The 24277-nt window shown below is 59.8% G+C and carries 21 protein-coding genes, 1 tRNA gene and 1 pseudogene; 7 read left to right on the top strand and 16 right to left on the bottom strand.

Annotated features, from left to right (window positions below; translation table 11 throughout):
• Positions 1 to 246 precede the first annotated feature (246 nt).
• Positions 247 to 1473: an aromatic amino acid transporter gene (locus I6L49_RS16735; protein ID WP_005355439.1), complete on the bottom strand. Its 1227-nt coding sequence runs from the start codon at positions 1471 to 1473 to the stop codon at positions 247 to 249.
• Between the two features lie 227 nt (positions 1474 to 1700).
• Here I6L49_RS16735 and I6L49_RS16730 point away from each other — a divergent pair.
• Positions 1701 to 2422: pseudogene (locus I6L49_RS16730) on the top strand (IS5 family transposase); the annotation flags it as partial.
• Positions 2423 to 2509: 87 nt separating this feature from the next.
• On the opposite strand, the gene I6L49_RS16725 reads toward I6L49_RS16730, so the two are convergent.
• Positions 2510 to 3943 (bottom strand): DUF2867 domain-containing protein, encoded by a 1434-nt coding sequence (locus I6L49_RS16725; protein ID WP_216949975.1) that lies wholly within the window; start codon positions 3941 to 3943, stop codon positions 2510 to 2512.
• Between the two features lie 286 nt (positions 3944 to 4229).
• Here I6L49_RS16725 and I6L49_RS16720 point away from each other — a divergent pair, with 286 nt between their 5' ends.
• The gene (locus I6L49_RS16720; RefSeq protein ID WP_216949974.1) at positions 4230 to 5321 is read left to right on the top strand and encodes a hypothetical protein; all 1092 of its coding nucleotides are present in this window, start codon (positions 4230 to 4232) and stop codon (positions 5319 to 5321) included.
• Between the two features lie 66 nt (positions 5322 to 5387).
• Here I6L49_RS16720 and priA read toward each other — a convergent pair whose 3' ends face one another.
• On the bottom strand, positions 5388 to 7595 hold the full coding sequence (priA, locus tag I6L49_RS16715; protein ID WP_216949973.1) for a primosomal protein N': 2208 nt from the start codon (positions 7593 to 7595) through the stop codon (positions 5388 to 5390).
• A 147-nt stretch (positions 7596 to 7742) separates the two neighbouring features.
• Here priA and rpmE point away from each other — a divergent pair, with 147 nt between their 5' ends.
• The gene (gene rpmE / locus I6L49_RS16710) at positions 7743 to 7958 is read left to right on the top strand and encodes a 50S ribosomal protein L31 (protein ID WP_005340673.1); all 216 of its coding nucleotides are present in this window, start codon (positions 7743 to 7745) and stop codon (positions 7956 to 7958) included.
• 100 nt (positions 7959 to 8058) lie between these two features.
• Here the strand turns inward: rpmE and I6L49_RS16705 are convergent, their stop codons facing one another.
• Positions 8059 to 8709, bottom strand: a complete 651-nt coding sequence (locus I6L49_RS16705; RefSeq protein WP_216949972.1) for a chromophore lyase CpcT/CpeT — start codon at positions 8707 to 8709, stop codon at positions 8059 to 8061.
• Positions 8710 to 8831: 122 nt separating this feature from the next.
• Positions 8832 to 10685, bottom strand: a complete 1854-nt coding sequence (locus tag I6L49_RS16700; protein ID WP_216949971.1) for a methyl-accepting chemotaxis protein — start codon at positions 10683 to 10685, stop codon at positions 8832 to 8834.
• Positions 10686 to 10831: 146 nt separating this feature from the next.
• Here I6L49_RS16700 and rraA point away from each other — a divergent pair, with 146 nt between their 5' ends.
• Positions 10832 to 11317, top strand: a complete 486-nt coding sequence (rraA, locus tag I6L49_RS16695) for a ribonuclease E activity regulator RraA (RefSeq protein ID WP_005340678.1) — start codon at positions 10832 to 10834, stop codon at positions 11315 to 11317.
• Between the two features lie 270 nt (positions 11318 to 11587).
• Here the strand turns inward: rraA and I6L49_RS16690 are convergent, their stop codons facing one another.
• From I6L49_RS16690 to I6L49_RS16680, 3 genes are all read right to left on the bottom strand, one after another.
• Positions 11588 to 12262 carry a 7-cyano-7-deazaguanine/7-aminomethyl-7-deazaguanine transporter gene (locus I6L49_RS16690; RefSeq protein ID WP_005340680.1) on the bottom strand — a complete coding sequence of 225 codons (675 nt, stop codon included), beginning with the start codon at positions 12260 to 12262 and terminating at the stop codon, positions 11588 to 11590.
• 159 nt (positions 12263 to 12421) lie between these two features.
• The gene (locus tag I6L49_RS16685; protein WP_216949970.1) at positions 12422 to 12712 is read right to left on the bottom strand and encodes a DUF3630 family protein; all 291 of its coding nucleotides are present in this window, start codon (positions 12710 to 12712) and stop codon (positions 12422 to 12424) included.
• 10 nt (positions 12713 to 12722) lie between these two features.
• Positions 12723 to 14150 carry a YdiU family protein gene (locus tag I6L49_RS16680; RefSeq protein ID WP_216949969.1) on the bottom strand — a complete coding sequence of 476 codons (1428 nt, stop codon included), beginning with the start codon at positions 14148 to 14150 and terminating at the stop codon, positions 12723 to 12725.
• A gap of 105 nt (positions 14151 to 14255) precedes the next feature.
• Here I6L49_RS16680 and I6L49_RS16675 point away from each other — a divergent pair, with 105 nt between their 5' ends.
• Complete coding sequence (locus I6L49_RS16675) at positions 14256 to 14558, top strand: cytochrome c (RefSeq protein ID WP_005340687.1); 303 nt, start codon at positions 14256 to 14258, stop codon at positions 14556 to 14558.
• A gap of 67 nt (positions 14559 to 14625) precedes the next feature.
• Here I6L49_RS16675 and recQ read toward each other — a convergent pair whose 3' ends face one another.
• A complete protein-coding gene (recQ, locus tag I6L49_RS16670) occupies positions 14626 to 16461 on the bottom strand; it encodes an ATP-dependent DNA helicase RecQ (RefSeq protein WP_216949968.1) in 1836 nt (611 codons plus the stop codon).
• A 133-nt stretch (positions 16462 to 16594) separates the two neighbouring features.
• On the opposite strand from recQ, the gene I6L49_RS16665 reads away from it, so the two are divergent.
• Both I6L49_RS16665 and I6L49_RS16660 read left to right on the top strand, forming a co-directional pair.
• The gene (locus tag I6L49_RS16665; RefSeq protein WP_042054246.1) at positions 16595 to 17059 is read left to right on the top strand and encodes a thioesterase family protein; all 465 of its coding nucleotides are present in this window, start codon (positions 16595 to 16597) and stop codon (positions 17057 to 17059) included.
• 124 nt (positions 17060 to 17183) lie between these two features.
• Positions 17184 to 17711, top strand: a complete 528-nt coding sequence (locus I6L49_RS16660; protein ID WP_005356927.1) for a hypothetical protein — start codon at positions 17184 to 17186, stop codon at positions 17709 to 17711.
• A gap of 259 nt (positions 17712 to 17970) precedes the next feature.
• Here I6L49_RS16660 and I6L49_RS16655 read toward each other — a convergent pair.
• The 7 genes from I6L49_RS16655 to I6L49_RS16625 all read right to left on the bottom strand — a co-directional run bounded on the left by I6L49_RS16655 (position 17971) and on the right by I6L49_RS16625 (position 24232).
• A tRNA-Pro gene (locus I6L49_RS16655) sits at positions 17971 to 18047 on the bottom strand.
• Positions 18048 to 18202: 155 nt separating this feature from the next.
• Positions 18203 to 18907 carry an MOSC domain-containing protein gene (locus I6L49_RS16650; RefSeq protein WP_216949967.1) on the bottom strand — a complete coding sequence of 235 codons (705 nt, stop codon included), beginning with the start codon at positions 18905 to 18907 and terminating at the stop codon, positions 18203 to 18205.
• A gap of 45 nt (positions 18908 to 18952) precedes the next feature.
• Positions 18953 to 19795 (bottom strand): ABC transporter permease subunit, encoded by an 843-nt coding sequence (locus I6L49_RS16645; protein ID WP_216951676.1) that lies wholly within the window; start codon positions 19793 to 19795, stop codon positions 18953 to 18955.
• On the bottom strand, positions 19795 to 20700 hold the full coding sequence (locus I6L49_RS16640) for an ABC transporter permease subunit (RefSeq protein WP_005340703.1): 906 nt from the start codon (positions 20698 to 20700) through the stop codon (positions 19795 to 19797). The genes I6L49_RS16645 and I6L49_RS16640 overlap by 1 nt, the downstream gene beginning before the upstream one ends.
• Positions 20697 to 21851, bottom strand: a complete 1155-nt coding sequence (gene potA / locus I6L49_RS16635; protein WP_005340704.1) for a polyamine ABC transporter ATP-binding protein — start codon at positions 21849 to 21851, stop codon at positions 20697 to 20699. Before potA ends, I6L49_RS16640 begins: the two co-directional genes overlap by 4 nt.
• A 78-nt stretch (positions 21852 to 21929) precedes the next feature.
• A complete protein-coding gene (locus I6L49_RS16630; RefSeq protein WP_005355476.1) occupies positions 21930 to 23015 on the bottom strand; it encodes a polyamine ABC transporter substrate-binding protein in 1086 nt (361 codons plus the stop codon).
• Between the two features lie 119 nt (positions 23016 to 23134).
• Complete coding sequence (locus I6L49_RS16625; protein WP_005340709.1) at positions 23135 to 24232, bottom strand: extracellular solute-binding protein; 1098 nt, start codon at positions 24230 to 24232, stop codon at positions 23135 to 23137.
• Between the last annotated feature and the right edge of the window lie 45 nt (positions 24233 to 24277).

Genomic DNA, 24277 nt, shown 5'->3' with positions numbered 1-24277 from the left:
CCGATGTGGTTGGTGCAAATGAGGTGCCGACAGGGGGCACGCAGAAGGGCGGGGATCATAAAAGAAAGCGGTGGGCATGCCCAGCAGATCATGCTACTGCCAGCCAGATCAGACCAGTTATTTCAGCACCTTACCCCACTCGCACCTACCACTTTAGTTATAGATTCTGCCACATGGGATGAAAATGGCGCAAAAAGGGCGGCAAGTTGGCCTTGCCGCCCTTTCTGTCAGTGCTGTAGACCTGACTCAGTTGCCCAGATAGACCGGCAACAGATTTGCCATCGACAGGAAGTGGAACAGCGCGGTCGCCAATCCGAACAGGATCAGCAGCCAGGCCATCAGCTTGCCACCAGGGGTGACGAAATGGGGGGTCACTTCGCCCCGCTCGGCCCGCGCCCGGGTGCGCAGCACCAGCAGTGCCGGGATGATGCAGGTCCAGATGGTGGCTGCGGCACCGGCATAGCCGATGGCCAGCAGGAAGCCGAACGGGAAGAGCAGGGAGAGCACCAACGGCGGCAGGAAGGTGACCGCCCAGGTCTTGCAGCGACCGGCGCGGCTGTTGTCGAACTTGAACAGATCAGCCAGATAGTCGAACACCCCGAGCCCCACCCCGATAAAGGAGGAGAGGATCGCCGCCATGGAGAAGCCGTTGATGGCGCTGGCCACCTTCTCCGATTCGATCACCCCGGAGAGGGCGGAGAGCAGCACGCTCACATCACCCCCCTTGGCAATCACGGGGGCAAAATCCTGACGGGGCAGGTTGCCGAAGATCCCCAGCAGCCAGAGCACGTAGAGCGCCAGCGCGATCAGGGTTCCCCCCAGAATGGCCCATCTGGCCTGCTGCTCGTTCTGGTAGTAGGCACGCAGGGAGGCAACCGAGTGGTGATAGCCGAACGAGGTGAGCGCCACCGGCAGCATCGCCATGGCATAGGGGGCGTAGCGACTCTCGCTGCCCGCCAGATCGAGCAGGGTCGGCAGCTTGATACTGCCGAGCAGACCGGCCACACCGAGGGCGAAACTGAGGATCATAAAGGCGATCAGCACCACCGAAATACGGTCAACGGCGCGAGTCGAGTGCCACACCACCGCAGAGAAGAGCGCCACGAACAGCACGGACGCGAGCTTGCTGTCGATCCCCAGTATCCCCTGCAGGATGGCACCGGAGGAGGTGATATAGGCGTAGAGCAGAATGCCGCCAACAAAGTAGACCGAGAGGTTGTTGAGGAGATTGAGCTTCTCTCCCAGCAGCTCACGAGTCACGGTATTGAAGGAGACCCGCATGTCGTGGTGCTGGAAGGATTCCAGCAACATCCAGCCGGAGAGGGTCATCATCACCATGGTGACGGTCAGCGCCAGCACCGACCAGAGGGTCCAGGCCCCCGCCCCCGAACTCGGCAGACCGAGCATGCCGGCTCCCACGCAGACGCTGGCAATGATGCAGGCGCCCCCCAAAATTGACGGTTTTTTCTTCATAATCCCTTCTTTTTCTGACTGATTATCTATCCGCGGTAAACAAGACCGCGGCATGATGCCAGCCTTTGCCATAAGACGCCTACCACTATCTGCCATAACCTGGCATGGCCGCCGCATAAAAAATGCTCCGAATGGGGCACTCTATCAGCGGGGATAGTGTGAAGAGGGTTTATAGCCGCTAACAAAACTAAGTTGATTCGAACGATACCAGTCCCCACATAGCCGGCATGACACGAAAAATCATCAGTAACCAGCTATGGAAGTCCTTGCAGCCACTTCTGCCACCTCACCAGCCTTCGCCACGGGGTGGCCGTCCACGCCTCGATGACTATGCCGTTCTCAACGGTATTCTGTTTGTCCTTACTACCGGGATCCCGTGGGAGGACTTACCCCAGTCTTTGGGTTTTGGCAGCGGAATGACGTGCTGGCGTCGCCTACGTGATTGGCAAGCTCAAGGCATCTGGCAGCGACTTCACGTGGCGCTCCTGAGCCAGCTACATCAAGCTGGCCACATCGACTGGAGTAGAACAAGCCTCGATGGCGCGAGCGTAGCCAGCCCCCGGGGGGCCAGGAAACAGGACGTAACCCGACAGACAGAGGCAAGCTGGGCAGTAAACGACACATAGTGGTGGACCGTCAGGGCATACCGCTCGCAGTGCTTGTATCAGGCGCCAATCGCCATGACTCGATAATGTTTGAGCCCTTGTTGGATGCACTTCCGGCGTTAGCAGGTAAGAGAGGGCGACCACGATGTCGACCTGACAAGCTACACGCAGACAAAGGGTATGATTTTCGCCGTTGTCGAGATTATCTGAGGCGACGGGGTATCAAGGTTCGTATTGCCCGGCGAGGCATCGATAGCAATGAGCGATTGGGTTGTCATCGCTGGGTTGTAGAACGCACTCATGGTTGGCTAGCAGGCTTTGGGAAGCTACGAATACGTTTCGAGCGACGGTTGGATATCCATCTCGCCTTGTTGACGCTGGCTTGCGCCGTTATCTGCCTACGCTTTGTTGAACGGTTTTGTTAGCGGCTCTTAATCCATCACCGGGATACCTGCCCTCGCTTCGGCCTGACGGGCGATGGCCTCGGTCATCCCCTGAAAGATAAAGAGGTGGAACGGCAGCATGGCGAGCCAGTAGGCCAGCCCCCAGGCGCCCTGCGGGTGCCAGTGAGCGGTGACCCGGATGCGGGTCAACCCGGACTCCTCAGGCAGGATGTTGAACTCCAGCCGCCCGACGCCCGGGGCCTTCATGTTGAACAAGAGATCGAGCCTGCGCCCCTCATCCACCCCGAGGATCTGCCAGGAGTCGAGCATATCCCCCTTCACGAAACGATCCGGATTGGTGCGGCCACGGGTGCGGGCCGGGCCGCCGATCAGATGATCCATCCATTCGCGCACCACCCACAGCTCGTTCATGTAGAAGTAGCGCTGCTCACCCCCCAGTTGCTGCAACACCTGCCACACCACCTCGGGAGAGGCGAGGCAGATGGCCTCGCCGCTGGCGGTACGGTCATAGAAGCCATATTCGGGATGGCGCCAGCGCAGGCCGAGCGGCGTCTCCTGCCCCTGCTGTTCGGCACCCAGCTTCTGCTCCAGCGCCAGACTCTCCGCCAGCGCCTCGTCGAAGCTGAGCAGAGTCTGTGGCAGAAGGGCACGCAGCGGGCCGTCGTCGGCCGGGATATCGTGCTTGAGACCGCCCACCAGCGCCTTGGCCACCGGCTGCGGCACCGAGGTGACAAACTGCAGCCACCAGGCAGAGAGGCGCGGACTCAGAAACGGGATGGGAATGATGGGGCAGCGCTTGCCAATATGGGCGGCGAACTTCTGCAACTGCTGCTGATAGCTGAGCAGCTCGGGGCCGACCGCATTGAAGATGTGGCCATCCACCTCGTCGGCTTCCACCAGCCCACCCAGATAGTGCAGCAGGTTGGACAGCGCAATCGGCGGCGTGCGCGAGCGCACCCATTTGGGCGTCACCATCAGCGGCAGGTTGAACACCAGATCCCGCATCACCTCGAACGCCGCCGAACCGGGCCCGATGATGATGCCGGCGCGCAGCTCCACCGTCGGTACGCCGGATTCGCGAAACAGCTCGCCACAGTGGCGGCGGGAGTTGAGATGGCGGCTGTTGCACTGCTCGGGCTGGATCGCCCCAAGATAGATGATGCGACGTACCCCGGCGGCGCGGGCAGCGGCGGCAAAATTCTTTACCCCCTGCTGCTCTAGCCGGTGAAAATCAGCCCCCGCCCCCATGGCATGCACCAGATAGAAGACGGTATCGATGCCCGCCAGCGCAGGCAGCAGGGTGATGGGTTTGAGGCTGTCGGCGAGGCGAAACTCCACCCCCTCAGGCAAGCGGCAGGGACGGCGCGCCCCGGCAATCACCCTGTAGCCCAGCGTTTGCAGGTGGGGCACCAGATAGGAACCGATATAGCCTGCCGCTCCCATCACCAGACAGTTACGCATGAGTGAAGCCCTCAACATCATTGATGCAAGGGACGCCAGACAGGAATCCACCATAGCCCGCCACGTCCTTCACCAGACAATTTCTCATGTAATTCTCCCTATCCTCACCGATGCCGCTTGTCAGCCAGAGTGCGCCGCGTTACCTGAAAATGTTCAACTACAGCGCCACCATCCAGTCTCTTGCCATCCTGCCACGCCACCACCTTGCAACCTAGTACTAACCACCTCCCTGATTAGTCCGATTTGGTGTTAAGCCCTGCTCATTCGCTGGTCGATAACTGACCAGATGTATAGCGCCGAGGGCGAATGTATGCGCATCGATCACTACGACCTCCAGGGGGAGGTGCAATACCGGCAACAGCAGGTCCAGAGCCGCAAGGTGCGCAATCTTGGGCCCGTGCCACCCGTCGTCAATCCACCGGAAGGCAACAACGCGGCAGTGGTCGGCGAACGCAGCAGCACCCTGACCCTCACCAGCGCCCTGACGCTGCAAACCGCGAGGCAATCAGCCGCCAGCAAGCAAGCTGCAACACCTCCCACCCCGCCCGCAGCGGACGTCGGCAAAGAGCAGGATGGTATTCCCGACGATGGACTGGATAACCGCCAGCGGCTGATCAAGCTGATGATTGAGGCGATGCTGGGCCACGAGATCGAGCTGCCCAAGCCGATCAAACCCTCCGAAGAGGGAGGCGATGGAGTGACCCAAGGAGACGCCGCGGCTCAAGCCGCCGAGCCGGATCAACAGGTGGAGGTGACTGACACCCTGCTGCAGCAGGAGCAACTCAACGTGGTGGCATCGGCCAGCGTAGCGACTCGGGATGGTCAGACTATTCAGCTCGATCTCGGCTTTATGCTCGACTGGCGCCAGCTGGAGGTGAGCCAGCGGCGCACCACCCTCAATGCCCTCAAAGATCCGCTGGTGCTGAGTCTGGATGGCAAGATTGCCGATCTGACCGAGGCACGGGTCACTTTCGATATTGATCAGGATGGCAAGGAGGATAGCCTGCCGGGTCTGCGGGAAGGGAGCGGCTTTGTGGCGCTGGATCGCAATGGCAACGGCACCATAGACGATGGGGGCGAGCTGTTTGGTGCACGCTCCGGCAATGGCTTCGACGAGTTGGCAACCCTGGATGAGGATGGCAACGGGGTGCTGGATGAAGGGGATAGCCAGTTTTCAGCCCTGCAGTTCTGGCATCCCGAGCACGCACCTATAGCTCTGGTCGAACTGGGGATCGGCGCCATCCTGCTGCGCCCCCTCGACACCCCCTTCAACCATCTGGGGGAGAGCGGCAATCAGGGGGTGCTGCGCCAATCCGGCCTCTATCTCACCGAACAGGGTAAAGGAGGCTGGGTGCAGCAGATCGATCTGCGGGTCTGAGCCTTGAAATGAAATCACCCATCGGTCGCTGACGATAACTGCCAGCGACCGGCGCCGGTGCCACCATCAACTCAGCTCGGTGGGGTCGATATCCAGACTCCAGCGCACCCTTTTGGTCTCAGGCCAGCCTTCCAGCTCCTTAACCGCCCAATCCAGCAGTTGGGCCAGCGGTGCCCGGTTCGGCCCCTGCACCAGCAACTGCATGCGGAACTTGCCAGCCTTGCGCTCCATAAAGCCGCTGATGGGCCCCAGCACCTGAACGTGGGGATAGCGGGCGCTGCGCAGGGTATCGGCGAGGCGGGCGAGGAACAGCTGCACCTCGTCACGGCCATTGGCCTCGGCGCGGAACAGCCCCTGATAGCTGAAGGGCGGCAGCCCCAGCAGGCGGCGCTCTTTCAACGCCGTATCGGCGAAGTGGCCGTAGCCATTCTGGGTCAGATCCTGCAGCAGGGCGTGCTCCGGATGGTGGCTCTGCAGCACTACCAACCCGGGTTTGCTGGCGCGACCGGCGCGGCCCGCCACCTGGGTGTAGAGCTGGGCCAGTTTCTCGGCGGCGCGAAAATCGGCGCTGAACAGGGCACCATCCACATCCAGCAGACCCACCAGCGTCACATCCGGGAAGTGGTGGCCCTTGGCCAGCATCTGGGTGCCGATCAGGATCTTGTACTTGCCCGCCTTGATGTCGCCGAGATGGGTCTCCAGCTCCCCCTTGCGACGGGTGTTGTCCCGATCGATGCGCACCACCGGATATTGTGGGAAAACCGTGGTAAGCAGCTGTTCCAGCTGCTCGGTGCCCACTCCCGATCCGATCAGTTCGTTGCTGCCACACTCGGGGCAGTGGTGGGGCAAGGGGCGCACGCTGTCACAGTGGTGGCAGTGCAGCCGTCGTCCGGCCTGATGCCAGGTGTACCAGGCGTCGCAGCGCTCGCAGGCGGCGCTCCAGCCGCACTGGTGGCAAATCAGAGCCGGGGCATAGCCACGGCGGTTGAGAAACAGCATCACCTGATTGCCCGCCGCCAGATGCTCTGCCATCAGCTGCTCCAGCTGGGGGGAAAGCCCGGCCTGCAGCCGCACGTTTTTGATATCGAGGATCACCTGACGGGCGGTCTGGGCATTGCCGGCGCGGCGAGTCAGGGTGAGGTGGTGATACTTGCCGGTGCGGGCGTTGTGCAATGTCTCCAGGGACGGGGTAGCCGAGCCAAGCAGGATGGGGATACCGGCACGATGAGCCCGCATCACCGCCAGATCTCGCGCGTGGTAGCGAAAACCGTCCTGCTGCTTGAAAGAGCCGTCGTGCTCTTCGTCGATGATGATGATGCCGAGGTTGTGAAACGGGGTGAACACCGCCGAGCGGGTGCCGATCAGGATGGCGGCGCCACCGTCGCGGCAGGCGAGCCAGGCGTCGAGCCGTTCCCGATCGTTCATGGCGGAGTTCATCGCTACCACCGGCACGTTGAAGCGGCGCCGGAAGCGGTTGATGGTCTGCGGGGTGAGACCGATCTCCGGAACCATCACCAGCGCCTGCTTGCCCGCCTTGAGCAAGGGCTCAAGGATGCTTAAATACACCTCGGTTTTGCCGGAGCCGGTAATGCCATCCAGCAGGAAGGCACCGAACTTGTCGCTCTGGCTGGTAACGGCAGAGACAGCCAGCGCCTGCTCGCCATTGAGGCACAGCCCCTCCCCCGGTTCAAAACGGGCAGCCCAGTCGCCGTCATGGCTTGGCTCCAGCGAGCGCTTCTCCAGCAGCCCCTTCTTCTCCAGCGCGGTGAGAGCGGCGCTCTGGATCTCCTCCTGCTTGAGGGCGGAGGGGGTCTGCGGCCCTTTGCGCAGCAGGGCGAGCGCTTGCTGCTGCTTGGCCGCCCGCTTGAGCTCGTTAAGGTCGATGGCCATGCCCGCCTCGGTGGCAAACCAGAACTCCAGCTCACGATAGGCGGCAGGCTCCCCCTTGCGCACCAGCACTGGAAGGGCGTGGGGCAGCACTTCCCCCAGCGGATGCTGGTAGTAGCTGGCGCTCCAGTTCATCAGCGCCAGAATATCCGGCCCCAGCACCGGCGTCGCATCGAGTACGCGCTTGATGGGCTTGAGCTTGTTGCGGGGCACCTGGCTGTCAGCCGGATGATCCACCACCAACCCGACCAGGGTCTGGGGACCGAAAGGGATCTCGACCCGGCAACCGAGGGCAGGTAACGGCAGGGGAGAGAGATAGTCGAAGTGACGGCGTAGCGGCACCGGGACAGCGACACGAACCAGATCCAGCGTTTGGGAAGAATTCACCAGGGGTTGCCTATTTTTTCTGCGAAGCCACTTGCCTGATCTCAGGCATTTCCTATATTATTCGCAGCCTTTGAAACTGTGTTCAACAATCGTGTGGTGTCCGACAAGAGATCGGATGGCGACACGGCCTATTAATTGAGGTTGTCCATGAAAGCTGGTATCCATCCTGACTACGTAGCCATCACCGCCAAGTGCTCTTGCGGTAACGTCATCAACACTTTCTCTACCATCGGTAAAGATCTGAACCTGGACGTGTGCTCCGAGTGCCACCCGTTCTACACCGGCAAGCAGAAAGAAGTTTCTAGCGGCGGCCGCGTAGACAAGTTCAACAAGCGTTTCGGTGCGATGACCACCAAGAAGTAATTTTACTTCTGAAGAATTCTGAAAAAGGCGCCCAATGGGCGCCTTTTTTACGATCCCTGTTTTTCATCCTTCATGTTCCCGCAGCCAGACGTACTCTCCCCTACTGGCCAAACCCTCTGGAACGACGCAAATAGACATACCCCTCACCCGGGCTCCCCCAGCGCGGGCTCCCTGCGTTGTCATAGGCGCGATCCAGCAATCTGACGCTGTCGGGGCCAATCCAGATATGCTGCACCAGCGTCGTGGCACCACCAAAATCGGTGGAGCAGTGGCCCACCCGGGTGTGACCGGCATATTCGCCGGAGGGAGTGCGTGTCAGCCAGATCTCGCAACCGTGGCGCAAGGAGAGCTGCTGTGGGGTCAGACTGTCGAGCAGGGCGGGATCATGCCAAGCACCGGCAAAATCGGTAGCCCGAGGCATGGTCAGCTCTGCCATCAGGATCCGCCCGTCAGGGGCGGGTGAGAAGCGATAAATACGCTGGCGAAAGGGGCGGATGGAGCGCATGCTAAGATACTGCTCGGCATAGACCCAGCGATAGCCCTGATAGCCGGGCCAGATCTCCATCAGGCGCAGCTCGGCACTGGTAAAGCGGCTGTCGTAACTGGCCTGCTCCCGGCTCGTAAAGGCCCCGTTGAACCAGCTGAGTAGCGGCTCCATACCGGGCTTGAGTGGGGTAGCCTGAGGCGCCGAACCTGCCAACACCAGACAGGAACAGAGCAGCCCGAATACGGCCACCAGCAACTTTGCCATCGAATCCTTCCGAATCATCATAGTGGCGGCGATTATATGAGCGAATTACCCCAATAACAGCCATTACGATCAAATCATTGCCACTCTGGTGCAAAAACCTCACAAGGATGCCAGTCCGCTCACTAAACCCGATATTTTGCCACCGCCTTGTTGAGCAGCTGGGCCTGCTCGTTGAGGCCCTCGCTGGATCTCGCATTTTCCTCCGCCATGATGCTCGACTCCTGGGCGATGTCGCGGATGTTGTTGACGTTGCGGTTCACCTCGTTGGCCACCAGACTCTGCTGTTCGATGGCGGCGGCAATCTGGGTGCTCATGTCCATGATGTTGGTAACATCCTGAGTGATCTGCCCCAGCAACTCCCCTGCAGTACTGGCCTGATCCGAGCTGCGGTTGCCCTGCTCGCGGCAGGTTGCCATCACCTCGACGATGCTGCCGGTCTGTTTCTGCAGCGAGCTGATGATGCCGGCGATCTCCTGGGTCGATTTCTGGGTACGGATGGCCAGATTGCGCACCTCATCGGCTACTACCGCAAAGCCACGCCCCTGATCCCCTGCCCTGGCTGCTTCGATGGCCGCGTTGAGAGCCAGCAGGTTGGTCTGCTCGGCAATACCACGGATCACGTCGAGCACGGAGCCGATGGTCTCGCTCTCTTTTTGCAGCTGGCTCACCTCACGGGATGAACTCTCCAGATTGCCCGCCAGCGAGCGGATCTGCTCGACAGTGTTCTCGACCGCAGTCCGCCCCTCCATCGCCTTGTTGTTGGTCGCCTGCGCATTGTTGGCCGCCTGCTCGGTGTTGCGGGCGATCTCTTCGATGGTGGAGCCCATCTCGGTGGACGCGGTCGCCACCATGTCGGTCTCCTGCAGCTGGCGCGCCGCCCCTTCACTGGTGCGCTTGACGTTGGCCGAGAGGTGATCCGCCGCTTCGGTCAGGGTGTGCACGCTCTGCTTCACATCGCCAATCAGGTTGCGAAACCCGTCCAGCATCACGTCGAGATTACCTGCCAGCTGGGACATTTCATCTGCCCCGCGCAGCTCTATCTTCAGGCGCAGGTCATTATCCTGGCGAATGCGGTTGACGGTATCATTCACCTGAGTAATGGGACGGTCGATGCTGCGCCCCAGCAACACGCTCATGATGGCGATCAGCACCACAATCACCCCGCCACAGACCAGCATCAGGCTGTTGAGGCGAGCGCTCTGCCGCTCCAGCTCAGCGACAATGTGCTGATCAACGGCGGCAAACCCCTGTTCGGTCTGATGCACCAGATCCCGCATCTGGTTGCGCAGCCCCTCATCCTCTTTCAGCCCCAGTATCTGCATCCCCTGCACCAGCGCCACAAAGTCCTGCCGGTACTGCTTGCTGGCCTGCTCCAGCTTGCCGCGACCCGCCTCCGGCAAAGTGGCAAGGCTATCCTGAAAACTCTTGTGCAAGGTTTCGAAACGCTCCAGATACTGGATATCGGAGCGCAGCATGAAGTCTTTCTCCGCCCGTCTCAGCTGCAACATGGTGATGAGCAGCCCCTGCTGATCCAGCTGCTTGAGCCCATTCTCCACCTCATGCACCGCCGCCCGCAGCTTGCCATAGAGCCCCTCCTCCGGCCCCAGACCAATCTTCTGCTGCTGGGCCACCAGATCGTTGAAGGCTTTGCCATAGCCGCTGATCTGCTGATCCAGTCTGGTCAGCTCCCCCTCGACGGCCGCCAGATTGTCATCGGTCACCAGCTCCCGGTTGTGCTGGTGAAAGTCAGACAGCCCCTGATTGAAGCGCTCGACGAAGGTCATATCCTTGCGGATCAGAAAATCCTTCTCGGCCCGGCGCAAGTTGAGCATGGCGATCTCCAGCTGGTCGATATTGCGCTGGGCTTCGGTCAGGTGACGGTGCACCTGGCTGGAGTAGATAAACAGGCCGCTCAGTACCAGCATGGCAACGGCAACCAGCACGGTATTCAGGATCAACTTATGACGGATAAGCACGATAGACCTCTCGCAAACTGGCAGTGAACTGCATTGAGCTTATGCAGAAAAGCGGCGACAGGTGATCTGTGCAAGGAATATTCATTGAAATGCCACACCCACTCCTTATACTGGTTGCACCTGTTTCCAGCCGTGGATTTGACACTATGGAATACAATACTTCCGAACTGTGCGACATCTATCAGGACATGGTGGATGTGCTTGAACCCATGCTCTGCTCCTTCGGCGGCCGCGCCTCTTTCGGCGGCGTCATCACCACCGTCAAATGCTTCGAATCGAATGGCCTGATCCGTGAACTCGTCAAAGAGAACGGACTGGGTCGCGTCTTGCTGATCGATGGCGGTGGCTCCATGCGCCGAGCTCTGATCGACAGCGACATCGCCACCACGGCGGCCGAGAACGATTGGGAAGGGATTGTCTGCTACGGCTGCGTCCGCGAAGTCGATATTCTGGAAGATCTGGATATCGGCATTCAGGCACTGGCAGCCATTCCGGTCGGTGCCGACAGCAAGGATGTGGGGGAGACCGATCTGCCGGTCAACTTCGGTGGCGTGACCTTCCTGCCTGACGACCATCTCTACGCCGATACCACAGGGGTGATCCTCTCCCCCGAGGCACTCGATATCGAGTAAGCCACAAACAGCGTGACGACGGGAGCCTTGGCTCCCGTTTTTTATGCCTGCAACTTGCTGAAAAATGACAAAAAAAGAGGGCCAGATAAACTGGCCCTTAACTGGAAGCAATGTGAGCAATGTCGTGCCTTCACAAGAAGTCCATCACGTTGGAACAAATGAAGTCTTTCCCGGAAAACAAGTTAACAATAATCATTCTCATTTAACTAGGCAAGCGCTATTTGCAGAAAGTGCAAAAAAATTGACCACCGCGAAGGGTGGTCAATCTGGTCAGGCTTGCCGGGTGGCCGTTTGCAGGCTGGATAATCCGGCCTCGCCCACCAGCTTGCGGCTGAGGTAGCGCAACAAGACACCGTAGAGTGGCACGAATAAACCAAGGCTTATCAGCAACTTGAATACGTAATCAACGGTTGCGATCTCGACCCAGTGCTCTGCCATGAAAGGATCTGTGGTGCGCCAGAAGGCCACACTGAAGAAAGCGATGGTATCAACCAGATTACCAAACAGGGTGGAGGCCGCTGGCGCAATCCACCACTGCTTGAGCAGACGCAGGCGGTTGAACACCACCACATCCATGAACTGCCCTACCAGATAGGCCATAAAGCTGGCCAGTGCGATACGCGCCACGAACAGGTTGAATTCGGCCAGATGACCAACACCCTGGAAGCTCCCTTCGAAGAAGAGCACGGAGAGCGCATAGGAGACCGCCAGTGCTGGCAACATCACGGTCTGGATAATCTTGCGCGCCAGACCGGCACCGAAGATCCGCACCGTCAGGTCAGTGGCGAGGAAGATAAACGGGAAGCTGAACGCACCCCAGGTAGTGTGGAAGCCAAACACAGTGATCGGCAGCTGCACCAGATAGTTGCTGCTGGCAATGATCAGGATGTGGAACAACGACAGGCGAACGAGCGCCGTTTGGTACTGCGCAGGGGTCAGATTCATCTTGTGACCTTTTTGGTTAATGGGGTTAGGGAACCCATATCGCCACCATTGGCGATAATCGAGGGGCGAGATTATACGCCCCAAAACCGATAGTTCAATCTTTATGCGATTACGCTTGTCCAGGTTGGCCTGCGGCAGAGCAAGCCTTGTGGGCGATAGTCACGCCTTGTGCTGTCTGGCGAGCCAGAGCAGCGCCTCCCGATCCACCGGGCGCACCGCCTCCAGCCAGCAGCCGCTGTAGTGTTCATACTCCAGCCGAAACTGACTCTCTTCAAACTCCAGCAACCAGCTATGGCGGTCGGCCCCCGCATCCTGCTCGAGCGGCTGCAGCTCCCACTCTCGCAGCAAGGCCTGCGCTAACAGCGGAAACGAGTCCCAGTCGAGCGCCGGACAATCCAGCGTCACCACGCCAGCTTCGTTATCTACCTGTTTGTTGATTTGCCAACTCATTCCCTGTCTCTCAGCTACTGCAGGATAGCTCACCACCGCAATACCATGCCGGAGTCGGGGTGGCGAGATCCTCATATTCGGGTTGTTCATCATAGGGGTGCTGCAAGGCGGCGAACAGCCGCTCAAACGGCTGCATATCCCCTACGTCGGCGGCGTCGATCACCTGCTGGGCCAGCGCATTGCGCAGCACATACTTGGGGTTGATGGCATCCATCTGCGCCTTACGCACAGCATCCTCGCTGCCTTCGCGCATTAGCCGCGCCCGATAGCGTTCCAGCCACTCCTGCCAAACACCAGGTTCAGACAACAGGGCCAGCAGAGACGCAGGCCACGCCCCCTCTTGCGTCACCTCACCGAGACGTCGAAGGAACAGGTGATAATCCACCTTGTGGGCCGCCAGCAACCGGAACAGCTCGCGGAACAGAGCAGGGTCATCCTCCTCCCACACTGCCAGTCCGAGCTTGGCCCGCATCAGCTCGGAGTAGTGCAGCATCAGCTGCTGCTCATACTGGGCCAACGCTGCAGCCAGCGCATCACCGTTTACATGGCCAGCCAGCGCCTGCGCCAGTTTTTGCAGATTCCAATAACCGACCGCGGGCTGCTGATCCAGTGCGTAACGACCCGCCGGATCCGAGTGGTTGCAGACAAAGTCCGGCACGTAGGCATCGATAAAGCCGTAGGGGCCGTAATCCAGCGTCAGGCCGAGCAGCGACATGTTGTCGGTATTCATTACCCCGTGACAGAAGCCCGCAGCCTGCCATTTGGCGATCAACCGCGCGGTGCAGCGCACTACCTCGGCAAACAGTTCGGCACCACTCTCCAGCTCGGGGAAGTGGTGGCGCAGCAGATAGTCGATGAGTGGCGGGATCTTCTCTCCCTGCCCGCTCCAGGCGAAATACTCGATATGGCCGAAGCGCAGATGGCTGGGGGCGGTGCGCAGCACGGTCGCTCCCGTCTCCACCTGCTCGCGATAAACGGGCTCCTGACTCCCCACCAGCACCAGAGCACGGGTGGTCGGGATGCCGAGGGCATGGAGCGCCTCGGAGGCGAGATACTCGCGGATGCTGGAGCGCAGCACGGCACGACCGTCACCAAAGCGGGAAAACGGCGTCTTTCCTGCCCCCTTCAGGTGCAGATCCCAGCGCTGGCCATCCGGCGCCAGCTGCTCACCCAGCAACAGCGCGCGACCATCACCAAGCCGGGGGCTATAACCCCCGAACTGATGGCCCGCATAGACCTGCGCTACCGGCTGCATGCCTGGCAGCACCTTTCCCTCGCCACAACAGGCGATCCAGTCAGCCTCGCTGACGCCTCCCAATCCCAGCTCATCCAGCAAAGTCCGGTTGAGATGAAGCAACCGGGGTTGCTGCAGCGGCTGGGGGACCACGGGTTCACAGGCCCAAGGCAGCTCGGTCGCAAAAGTGTTGATCAACTTCATGGTTGTGCCATTCGTCCCTGCGTATGCTCGTGTCACTCTTTATACTGCCGTCAGCCATGCTTGTGCTCACTGGCAACCATCATTTTTCAATTCAAGGAGAAGAAGATGCAAAAATGGGTATATGCCCTGCCCTTGCTGGCACTGGCGTGGGGTCATCAGGCCAAGGCTGCAGATATCGAGGCAGGCAAGGCCAAGGCGGCGGTCTGTGCCGCCTGTCACGGCGTAGAAGGCAAGGCGATGATCCCCAACTATCCCCATCTGGCGGGTCAGAATGCCGCCTATCTGGTGAAACAGTTGAAAGCGTTCAAGGATGGCACCCGCAAAGAGCCCTTGATGGACCCCTTCATGGCGCCGCTGACCGATGCGGATATCGACAATCTGGCGGCCTTCTACGCCAGCCTGAAATAACCTCGCGTCTGACCCCAGGTTCTTCCGAGCCGCGCTTACCGTGGTCGATTAGGCTGCCTAATCGACCCTAACGACGGCAGTAGTCGATGATCAGGTCCATAAAGGCTTCGCCAAAGCGTTCCAGCTTGCGGTGACCGACACCGTTGATAGCCAGCATCTCGTCTTCGGTCATCGGCATCAGCTGAGCCATCTCAACCAGGGTCGCATCGTTGAACACCACGTAGGGCGGCACCTCTTCATCCTCGGCAATCTGCTTGCGCAGGCCGCGCAGCTCCTTGAACAACCGTTTGTCGTAGTTGGCGTTATCGAGCAGACCGTTGCGCTTCTCCTTGCGGCTGGAGATGGGCTGCAGGCGGGGTACCGCCAGTTCCAGCTTCACCTCGCCACGCAGTACCGGACGGGCCGCTTCGGTCAACTGCAGCACCAGATTGCGAGTGATGTTCTGGGTCAGCAGCCCCTTGTGGATCAGCTGGCGGATCACGCTCATCCAGTATTCGTGGCTCTGATCCTTGCCGATGCCGTAGGTCGACAGCTTATCGTGGCCATGATCCTTGATGCGCTGGTTCAGCGACCCGCGCAGCACCTCCACCACATAACCCACCCCGAAATTCTGGCCCACCCGCCAGACGCAGGAGAGCGCCTTCTGGGCATCTTCAGTGCCGTCATAGCTCTTGGGCGGATCGAGACAGATATCGCAGTTGCCGCACGGCTTGTCGTTGTACTCGCCGAAGTAGTTGAGCAGCACCTGACGGCGGCAGGTTTGCGCCTCGGCAAACGCCGCCATCACGTTGAGCTTGTACTGCTCCACCTGCAACTGCTGCGGGTTCTCGATGTTGTCGAGCAGGCGGCGCACCCGGCCGATATCGGCGGGATCGTAGAGCAGCAGCGCCTCGGCGGGGGTGCCATCGCGACCGGCGCGGCCGGTCTCCTGATAGTAGGATTCGATGTTCTTCGGAATGTCGTAGTGCACCACGAAGCGTACGTTGGGCTTGTCGATACCCATACCGAACGCCACCGTCGCCACCACTATCTCGATGTCATCCTTGAGGAAGGCATCCTGGGTCTGCTGGCGCAGCTCGAGCGGCAGCCCCGCATGATAGGGCGCCGCCTTGCAGCCGTGGCGGGATAACCGCTCGGCCACCTCCTCCACCCGGTTGCGACTGGAGCAGTAGACGATGCCACAGTTGCCCTTCTGGCTCTGCACGTAACGCAGCAGCTGCTCGGCCGCCTTGAACTTCTCCACCAGGCTGTAGCGGATATTGGGGCGATCGAAGCTGGCAGTGTGAATAAAGGGATCGTTGAGCTCCAAACGGTGGAGCATGTCGCTGCGGGTCGCCTCGTCGGCAGTGGCGGTCAGCGCCACCACCGGCACCTGCGGGAACCACTGTTTTAGCCGCCCCAGCGCCGCATACTCAGGCCGGAAATCGTGGCCCCACTGGGAGACGCAGTGCGCCTCGTCGATGGCGAACAGCCCGAGCGGCAGCTCGGCCAGTCGATCCATAAACTCGTGCTGCAACAAGCGCTCGGGGGAGACATAAACCAGCTTGATCTCGCCGCGACGCATGGCGGCAAAGTTCTGGATCATCTCCTCCCGACTGAGGGCCGAGTTGATGTAGACCGCCGCTACGCCGTTGGCGCGCAGGCTGTCGACCTGATCCTTCATCAGCGAAATAAGAGGAGAGACCACCACACCGAGCCCGGGCCGCAGCAGTGCCGGGATCTGGTAACAGAGCGACTTGCCGCCGCCAGTGGGCTTGAGCACCAGCGCATCGCGCCCCGCGACGATCTGCTCGATGATTTCGAGCTGACCCGGCCGAAACTGCTGATAGCCGAAGACCGCCTGCAGCAGGGCAAGCGGACTCTCTGGCTGAGGATCTGGCAGGGTTTCGGCAATCGCAGTCATGGGCTCTCCTTTGGGGTCGCCATTCTAAAGCAGCCGCCGCCCACAATAAACCTGCCATTGCGACTGTTAAGGAACTGTTGCAGACTGGCTGGAGTTTTTACTCGGCTTTGATGACAAGGATTGGGATCAGAGAATGAAACAGATGCTCAAGAAGATGGCGCTCAGTGGCATTGCCAACCTGTTTGCCGAGAAGATGCCGTTCAACAAGCTGATCGGCATGCAGGTGACCCACTACGACTTCGACAAGGTGGAACTGCGCATCAAGATGGACGACAAGCTGATCGGCAACCCTTTCCACAACATCCTGCACGGCGGCGTCACCGCCACACTGCTCGATGTGGCGGGCGGCATGATCGTCGCCGCCTCCTGCATCGACGAGCTGGAGGAGTTCTCCCCCAGCTATCTCAAGGAGCGCTTCGCCCGCCTAGGCACTATCGATCTGCGGGTGGATTACCTGCGCCCGGGACGCGGCAACGAGTTTATCGCCACCGCCCACATCATCCGGGCTGGCAGCAAGGTGGCCGTCGCCCGGATGGAGCTGCACAACGAAGAGGGCACCCACATCGCCTTCGGCACTGGTACCTATCTGGTGGGTTGAACCAAGTTAGTGCATAAAAACCACGCGGCTAATCTACTTTTAATCATTAGATTCCTTACCCCCTCTGGCCGAACAAGGTCCATACTGATAGTCGGGATTGTGTGCAGAGGGAGGATTGCAGGCGATGAGTGCGAAACTGGCCATCAAACCATCCAGAGCCTTGTTGACACAGCTCGAGTCCATGCTCGACGAGGTGCAGACACCCGAGTGTCGCCACTGGTTGGAACAGGAGCTTGAGGGGTATTCTCTCTCCTCACCCCTGCCTTGGTATCGCATCGTTCCCTGTCGGCAACGCGGTCACTTTCTGGATCTGAAAACGGGAAAATATTTGACCTGTCATATCAACAGTCAAACGCTATGCCAACGCGATCTGGCCCAAATTCAGTTCATTTATGCCCGTGAACCCGCCGCCCACTATTTGCTGCAACGCAATTCCGGTATTGAACCCTGGCCAGAACAGCTGCTGGAAGATTATCAGGAGCAGTTGATCCCCGGCCATCTATGCCTGCAAGCCTGGCATGAGCCCGTTATTTCATTACGTGCACAACTGATGGAGGGAATAGAACATTTCATTAGTGAGTACCCCAAGCACGCGGCCTTGCTGCCTCAACACAGTTTCAAGGCTTTGCGGCATCAGCACTGGCATATCTGAGTAAGCGCCTGGCGCGCAAGGAGGGCACCATAGACAAGACCCATAGCGAGATTGCCACAATCTAGAGTGCCGGAGTCAGGATCAGACTCCACCGATGGGCCACCGAGCGGTGGCCCTTTTAATGTCTGTGGGCTTGCTTCGACCCTGCATACATCAAGTCAGATCACTTGGCCAGGTAACAGGTCAGCAGCTAATGAAAAACCGAGTAACTGGAAGGAAAATGCAAAAAGGCCGCTCTATTGAGCGGCCTTTTCAAATTTGGTCGGTGTGAGAGGATTCGAACCTCCGACCCCTTCGTCCCGAACGAAGTGCGCTACCAAGCTGCGCTACACACCGATGTCTGCGGGACGGGAATTTACCGAAAGCCCAGACCCGACACAAGCCTTTTTTGCGTTTGGCAGGAAAAAAAGTGCCATTTGCTCAACTATTCAGCACTCTTTTCACCCGTTTACCGGACTGCAGCCAGCTGGTGACATTCCGGCAACCGGACGTCAGGCCAGGCGCAGGGATGCTGGCCCCAGCAGACGGCGCTGCCAGTCAGCCACAGTGCCATGCTCCAGCCAGTCGGCTGCATGCTGGCGCCAGTTGGGGGAGAGAGCAGGATTCTCCAGCAGCATCAGCAGATCCGCTTCATTGCGCACCTGATTGAACAGGATATCCGCCGTGCGCTTCACCGTCAGTTCGGGATAGGGTCTGTCTACCAGCTCCATGGCCGTGTCAGGCGCGATCATGCCCTCCTCCAGTACCCGCAGCAGCCAGCCACAACGGCCATTCAGCTGCATCACCTGCGACATCTGGCCATAGCCAAAGCGCTGGTTGAGCTTGAAGCAGGGGGATCTTGGCTGACTTATCTGGATCAGCGCCTCGCCGAGTCGATAGACATCGCCAATGCAGGCTTGCACCTCGGTCAGCCCGAGACCGGAGAGATTCTCGCCAAAGGCGGCAGGTTGCCAGGGTGTGCGTGGCGCAGGCAAGCCCAGCGCGGTTTGCCAGGTCTGCCACCAGAGATAGTGATCGGCCGGATAGTAGTGGAGCGCCCGATCCGGGCCACCGTGGTGGCGCTGGTCACACTGTTCATCCCCTTCCAGACCGGCAAAGGTACAGCGAACTGGTGCAGAGATCGGTTGCTTGTGAATGGCGCTGGTGAGGCCGGGCACCAGCTCGGTGCCACGACCGCTAAAAAGGGAGATCCGCATACTCATCCTCCAGGTTGACGAGAGTAGGCGGATCTTATCATGGCGTCAGACGACGGCCTGCATCTGGGTGGTCATGGCTATCTCGGCGCGACGGAGCTTCTCCGCCCTGGCCATCAGATACCAGCTGCCGAAGGTAAAGAGCGATACCGACAACAGGATCAGGCTGGCCACCGCGTTGATCTCGGGTTTCACCCCTAGCCGCACCGCCGAGAAGACCTCCATCGGCAAGGTGGTCGAGCCCGGGCCGGAGACGAAGCTCGCCAGCACCAGATCATCCAGCGACAGGGCGAACGACATCATGCCGCCTGCCGCCAGCGAGGGGGCGATCATCGGGATGGTGATCAGGAAGAACACCTTCCACGGCTTGGCGCCAAGATCCATGGCCGCCTCCTCGATGGAGAGATCCAGCTCCCGCAACCGCGCCGACACCACGATCGCCACATAGGCGGTACAGAAGGTGGTATGGGCGATCCAGATGGTCAGCATGCCCCGCTCGGCGGGCCAGCCCACCAGCTGGGCCATCGCCACGAACAGCAGCAGCAGCGACAGACCGGTGATCACCTCGGGCATCACCAGCGGCGCCGTCACCATGCCGCCGAACAGGGTGCGACCACGGAAGTGGGGAATTCGGGTCAGCACGAAGGCCGCCACCGTCCCCAGCGCCACCGCAGCGATCGCGGTGTAGAAGGCGATCTCCAGCGAGCGGAACACAGATCCGATCAGCTGCTTGTTATCGAGCAGGCCAAAGTACCACTTCAGCGACCAACCGCCCCACACCGTCACCAGCTTGGAGGCGTTGAAGGAGTAGATCACCATGATGATCATGGGCAGGTAGATAAACAGCAGCCCCAGCCAGAGCATCAGTTTGGCAAAACCGAAACGCTTCATCATGCCTTGCCCTCCAGCTCTTTGGCCTGGTTACGGTTGAAGAGGATGATCGGAATAATCAGCACCGCCAGCATCACTACCGCCAGCGCAGAGGCAACCGGCCAGTCGCGGTTGTTGAAGAACTCCTGCCACAGCACCTTGCCGATCATCAGGGTCTCAGGGCCGCCCAGCATTTCCGGAATAACGAACTCCCCCACCACCGGAATGAACACCAGCATGCAGCCAGCGATAATGCCGTTTTTGGAGAGCGGCACCGTGATCTGCCAGAACCGGGTCAGGTTGCGGGCCCCCAGGTCGGAGGCCGCCTCCAGCAGGCTCTGATCGTGTTTGACCAGATTGGCGTAGAGCGGCAGCACCATGAAGGGCAGGTAGGAGTAAACGATGCCGATATAGACCGCCAGGTTGGTGTTGAGGATCTGCAGCGGCTCGTCGATCACCCCGATCCCCAGCAAGACGCTGTTGAGCAGGCCGTTGTTACTGAGGATCCCCATCCACGCATAGACCCGGATCAGAATGGCGGTCCAGGTCGGCATCATGATCAGCAGCAGCAGAACGGTCTGGGTCTCCTTGTTGGCCCGGGCGATGGAGTAGGCCATCGGATAGCCAATCAGCAGGCAGAGCAGGGTGCTGACGAAGGCCATCTTGAGAGAGCCCAGATAGGCTGCGATATAGAGCTCATCCTCCTGCAGCAGCAGGTAGTTGCCCATGTTGAGCAGTATGGTGAGCTGATTGTCGGCCCAGCTCACCACGTCGGTGTAGGGCGGGATCGCCACATCCGCTTCAGCAAAACTGATCTTCACCACGATGACGAAGGGCAGCAGGAAGAAGAGGAACAGCCAGAAGAAGGGGATGCCAATCACCAGTCGGCGCCCCCCGACCCGCTTCAGTCGTTGCAAGAACTTCATGATTGCAGCACCACGCCGCTGTCATCTTCCCAGTAGAGGAACACCTGGTCATCCCAGGTTGGCCGCTTGCCGTGGCGTTCGGCATTGGCGATGAAAGCCTGAACGATTTTGCCCGAGGGCAGCTGGATGTGATAAACCGAGTGACCGCCCAGATAAGCGATGTCATAGACCTCACCCTTGGTCCAGTTGAAGTCCGGGTGCTCGATCTCCTCCGGCTTTTGCAGACTCATCAGCAGTTTTTCCGGCCGCAGGGCGTAGGTCACCTTCTTGTTCTCGGCGCGGGAGCTGATGCCGTGGCCCACATAGATGGGCTGCTCCAGATCGGCGCAGGCGATGGTGGCGTGGTCCTGCTCATCCTCCACCAGCAGGCCGTCAAACAGGTTGACGTTGCCGATGAACTCGCACACCAGCCGACTGGCCGGAGTCTCGTAGATATCCATCGGGCTGCCGATCTGCTCGATGCAGCCGAGGTGCATGATGGCGATCCGCTCCGCCATGGTCATGGCCTCTTCCTGATCGTGGGTCACCATGACACAGGTAACCCCGACCCGCTCGATGATCTCCACCAGCTCCAGCTGCATCTTGGAACGCAGCTTCTTGTCGAGCGCCCCCATGGGTTCATCCAGCAGCAACAGTTTGGGACGCTTGGCTAGCGAGCGAGCCAACGCCACCCGCTGGCGCTGGCCACCGGAGAGCTGATGCGGTTTGCGGCGGGCATACTGGGTCATCTGCACCAGCTTGAGCATCTCCTCCACCCGAGCATCGATCTCGGCCTTGGGCAGGCCATCCTGCTTGAGGCCAAAGGCGATGTTCTGGGCCACCGTCATATGGGGGAACAGGGCGTAGGACTGGAACATCATGTTGATGGGGCGTTCATAGGGGGGCATGTCGGTGATGTCGACCCCGTCGAGGAACAGTCGCCCCTCAGTCGGGCGCTCGAAACCGGCCAGCATCCGCAGCAGGGTCGATTTGCCGGAACCGGACCCGCCGAGCAGGGCGAAAATCTCCCCCTTGTGAATATTGAGAGATACGTTATCGACCGCCAGCGTTTCGTCGAACTGCTTGCTTACCCGATCAATTTTCACCAGCACTTCTTTGCGCTGCTGACTGCCCTCGAGGGCTTTCTTGTAGGCACTGGAGGCTATCGCCATTACCAAACTCCCCAACGTGATACCGGCCTTGCGGCCGATCCATAAAAGCGATTTGGCGCCCCCGAACGGGCACCAAGGTTAGGTACCGGACTTGATCTTGGTCCAACTCCGGGTGATTAGACGCTGTACCGAGCGGGGATGTGCTTCCTGCACATAGAGTCGCTCCAGCACGGCCTGAGGGGGATAAACCTCCTCATTGTTGCGCACCGCCTCATCCATAAACTCGCCCGCCCTTGAGTTGGGATTCGCGTAGCCCACATAGTCGCTGACCTTGGCGATCACTTCGGGCTGCAGGACGTAGTTGATGAGGGCGTGCGCCTCTTTGACATTGGTGGCATCGGACGGGATCGCCATCATGTCGAACCAGAGATTGCCCCCCTCTTTCGGAATGCTGTAGGCAATTTTCACCCCCTTGCCAGCTTCATCGGCGCGGGCAGCGGCTTGCAGGATGTCGCCGGAAAAACCGGCCGCCACGCAGATGTCGCCATTGGCGAGATCGCCGATGTATTTGGAGGAGTGGAAGTAGGCCACATAGGGCCGCACCTTGAGCAGCAGCGCCTCGGCCTGCTTGATATCCCCCGTCGCATGACTGTTGGGATCGAGCCCGAGGTAGTTGAGGGCAGCAGGGATCATCTCGTCGGCAGAGTCGAGGAAGGCGACGCCGCAGCGAGAGAGTTTCGCCATGTTTTCCGGTTCGAAGATGGTGGCCCAGGAGTCAATCTTGTCGACCCCCAGCACCGCCTTGATTTTGTCGACGTTGTAGCCAATGCCGTTGGTCCCCCACAGATAGGGCACCGCGTACTGATGACCCGGATCCACCTTGTCGAGCTGCTTGAGCAGCACGGGATCCAGGTTGGCCAGATTGGGCAGCAGGGATTTATCCAGCTTCTGGAAGGCTCCCGCCTTGATCTGCTTGGCCAGGAAATTATTGGAGGGCACCACCAGATCGTAACCGGTCCGCCCCGTCAGCAACTTGCCTTCCAGGGTCTCGTTGGAGTCAAACACGTCATAAACGGTCTTGATCCCGGTCGCCTGCTGGAAATCGCTGAGGGTGGTCTCACCGATATAGTCAGACCAGTTGTAGAAGTGCAGCACAGGGGCAGCCTGGGCCACATTCGCCAATCCCATGGTCAGCGCTATGGTTAGCAATCTGGTTGTATTCACGGTGTCAGTTCTCCTGTTTCAGTGGTTGACCGTCTGCGCATCCATTCGCGCGGCCCATCCGGATGGATGGCATCACTACCCTCCCGGCCGAACTGCGGACCGGGAGGGGCATTCGTTACTTACTTGCCGGACTTGATCTTGGTCCAGCTGCGGGTCATCAGACGCTGCACCTTGGCCGGCAGATCCGGGAAGGTGTAGATCTTCTGCAGGGTCGCCGCATCGGGGTAGATACCCGGATCGGTGCGGATCGCCTCATCCACCAGCGGGGTCGCCGCCTTGTTGCCGTTCGGGAACTGCACCACGTTGGTGATGTTGGCGATCACCTCGGGCTTCATCAGGTAGTTGATGAAGGTGTGGGCCGCCTCGACGTTCTTGGCATCCGCCGGAATGGCGATCATGTCAAAGAAGCTGCCTGCCCCCTCTTTCGGAATGGTGTAGGTGAGCGCGACGCCATTCTTGGCCTCGGCTGCCCGCGCCTTGGACTGCTGCAAGTCACCAGAGTAACCGACCGCTACGCAAAGGTTGCCGTTGGCCAGATCCGAGATGTACTTGGAGGAGTGGAAATAGGCGGTATAGGGACGGATGGAGAGGAACAGCTCCTCAGCCTTCTTCAGCTCGGCCGGTTTCTGGCTATCCGGTTTGAAGCCCAGATATTGCAGGGCAGCCGGCAGCATTTCGGTCGGTGAATCGAGGAAGGAGACGCCACACTCTTTCAACTTGGCCATGTTCTCCGGCTTGAACACCAGATCCCAGGAGTTGACCGGGGCATCGGCCCCCAGCACGGCTTTCACCTTCTCGGCGTTGTAGGCATAGCCGATGGTGCCCCACAAATAGGGGATGGAGTACTGGTTGCCCGGATCGCTCGGCTCGAGCGCCTTGAGCAGGTCGACATCCATGTTTTGCCAGTTGGAGAGCTTGGACTTGTCCAGTTTCTGGAACACGCCCGCCTTGATCTGCTTGGCCAGGAAGGGGTTGGATGGCACCACGATGTCGTAGCCAGAACTACCCGCCAGCAACTTGGCTTCCAGCACCTCGTTACTGTCGAACACGTCATAGACCACCTTGATCCCCGTCTCCTTCTGGAAGTTATCCAGGGTATCCGGTGCTATGTAGTCGCTCCAGTTGTAGACGTGCAGCACCTTCTCTTCAGCCATTGCTCCGGCACTTGCCATGACCAGAGCCACAGAGGCAGCGATCACTCCTGTTTTGAAAGACATCATCCTTGTCTCCTAAGCAAATTGTATGCGCATGCCAACCTGCCC

Source organism: Aeromonas sp. FDAARGOS 1419, from assembly GCF_019047045.1.
Classification (GTDB): Bacteria; Pseudomonadota; Gammaproteobacteria; order Enterobacterales; family Aeromonadaceae; genus Aeromonas; species Aeromonas veronii.
The sequence above is the reverse complement of the archived record's forward strand: the minus strand, read 5'-3'. Positions and strand labels throughout refer to the sequence as shown.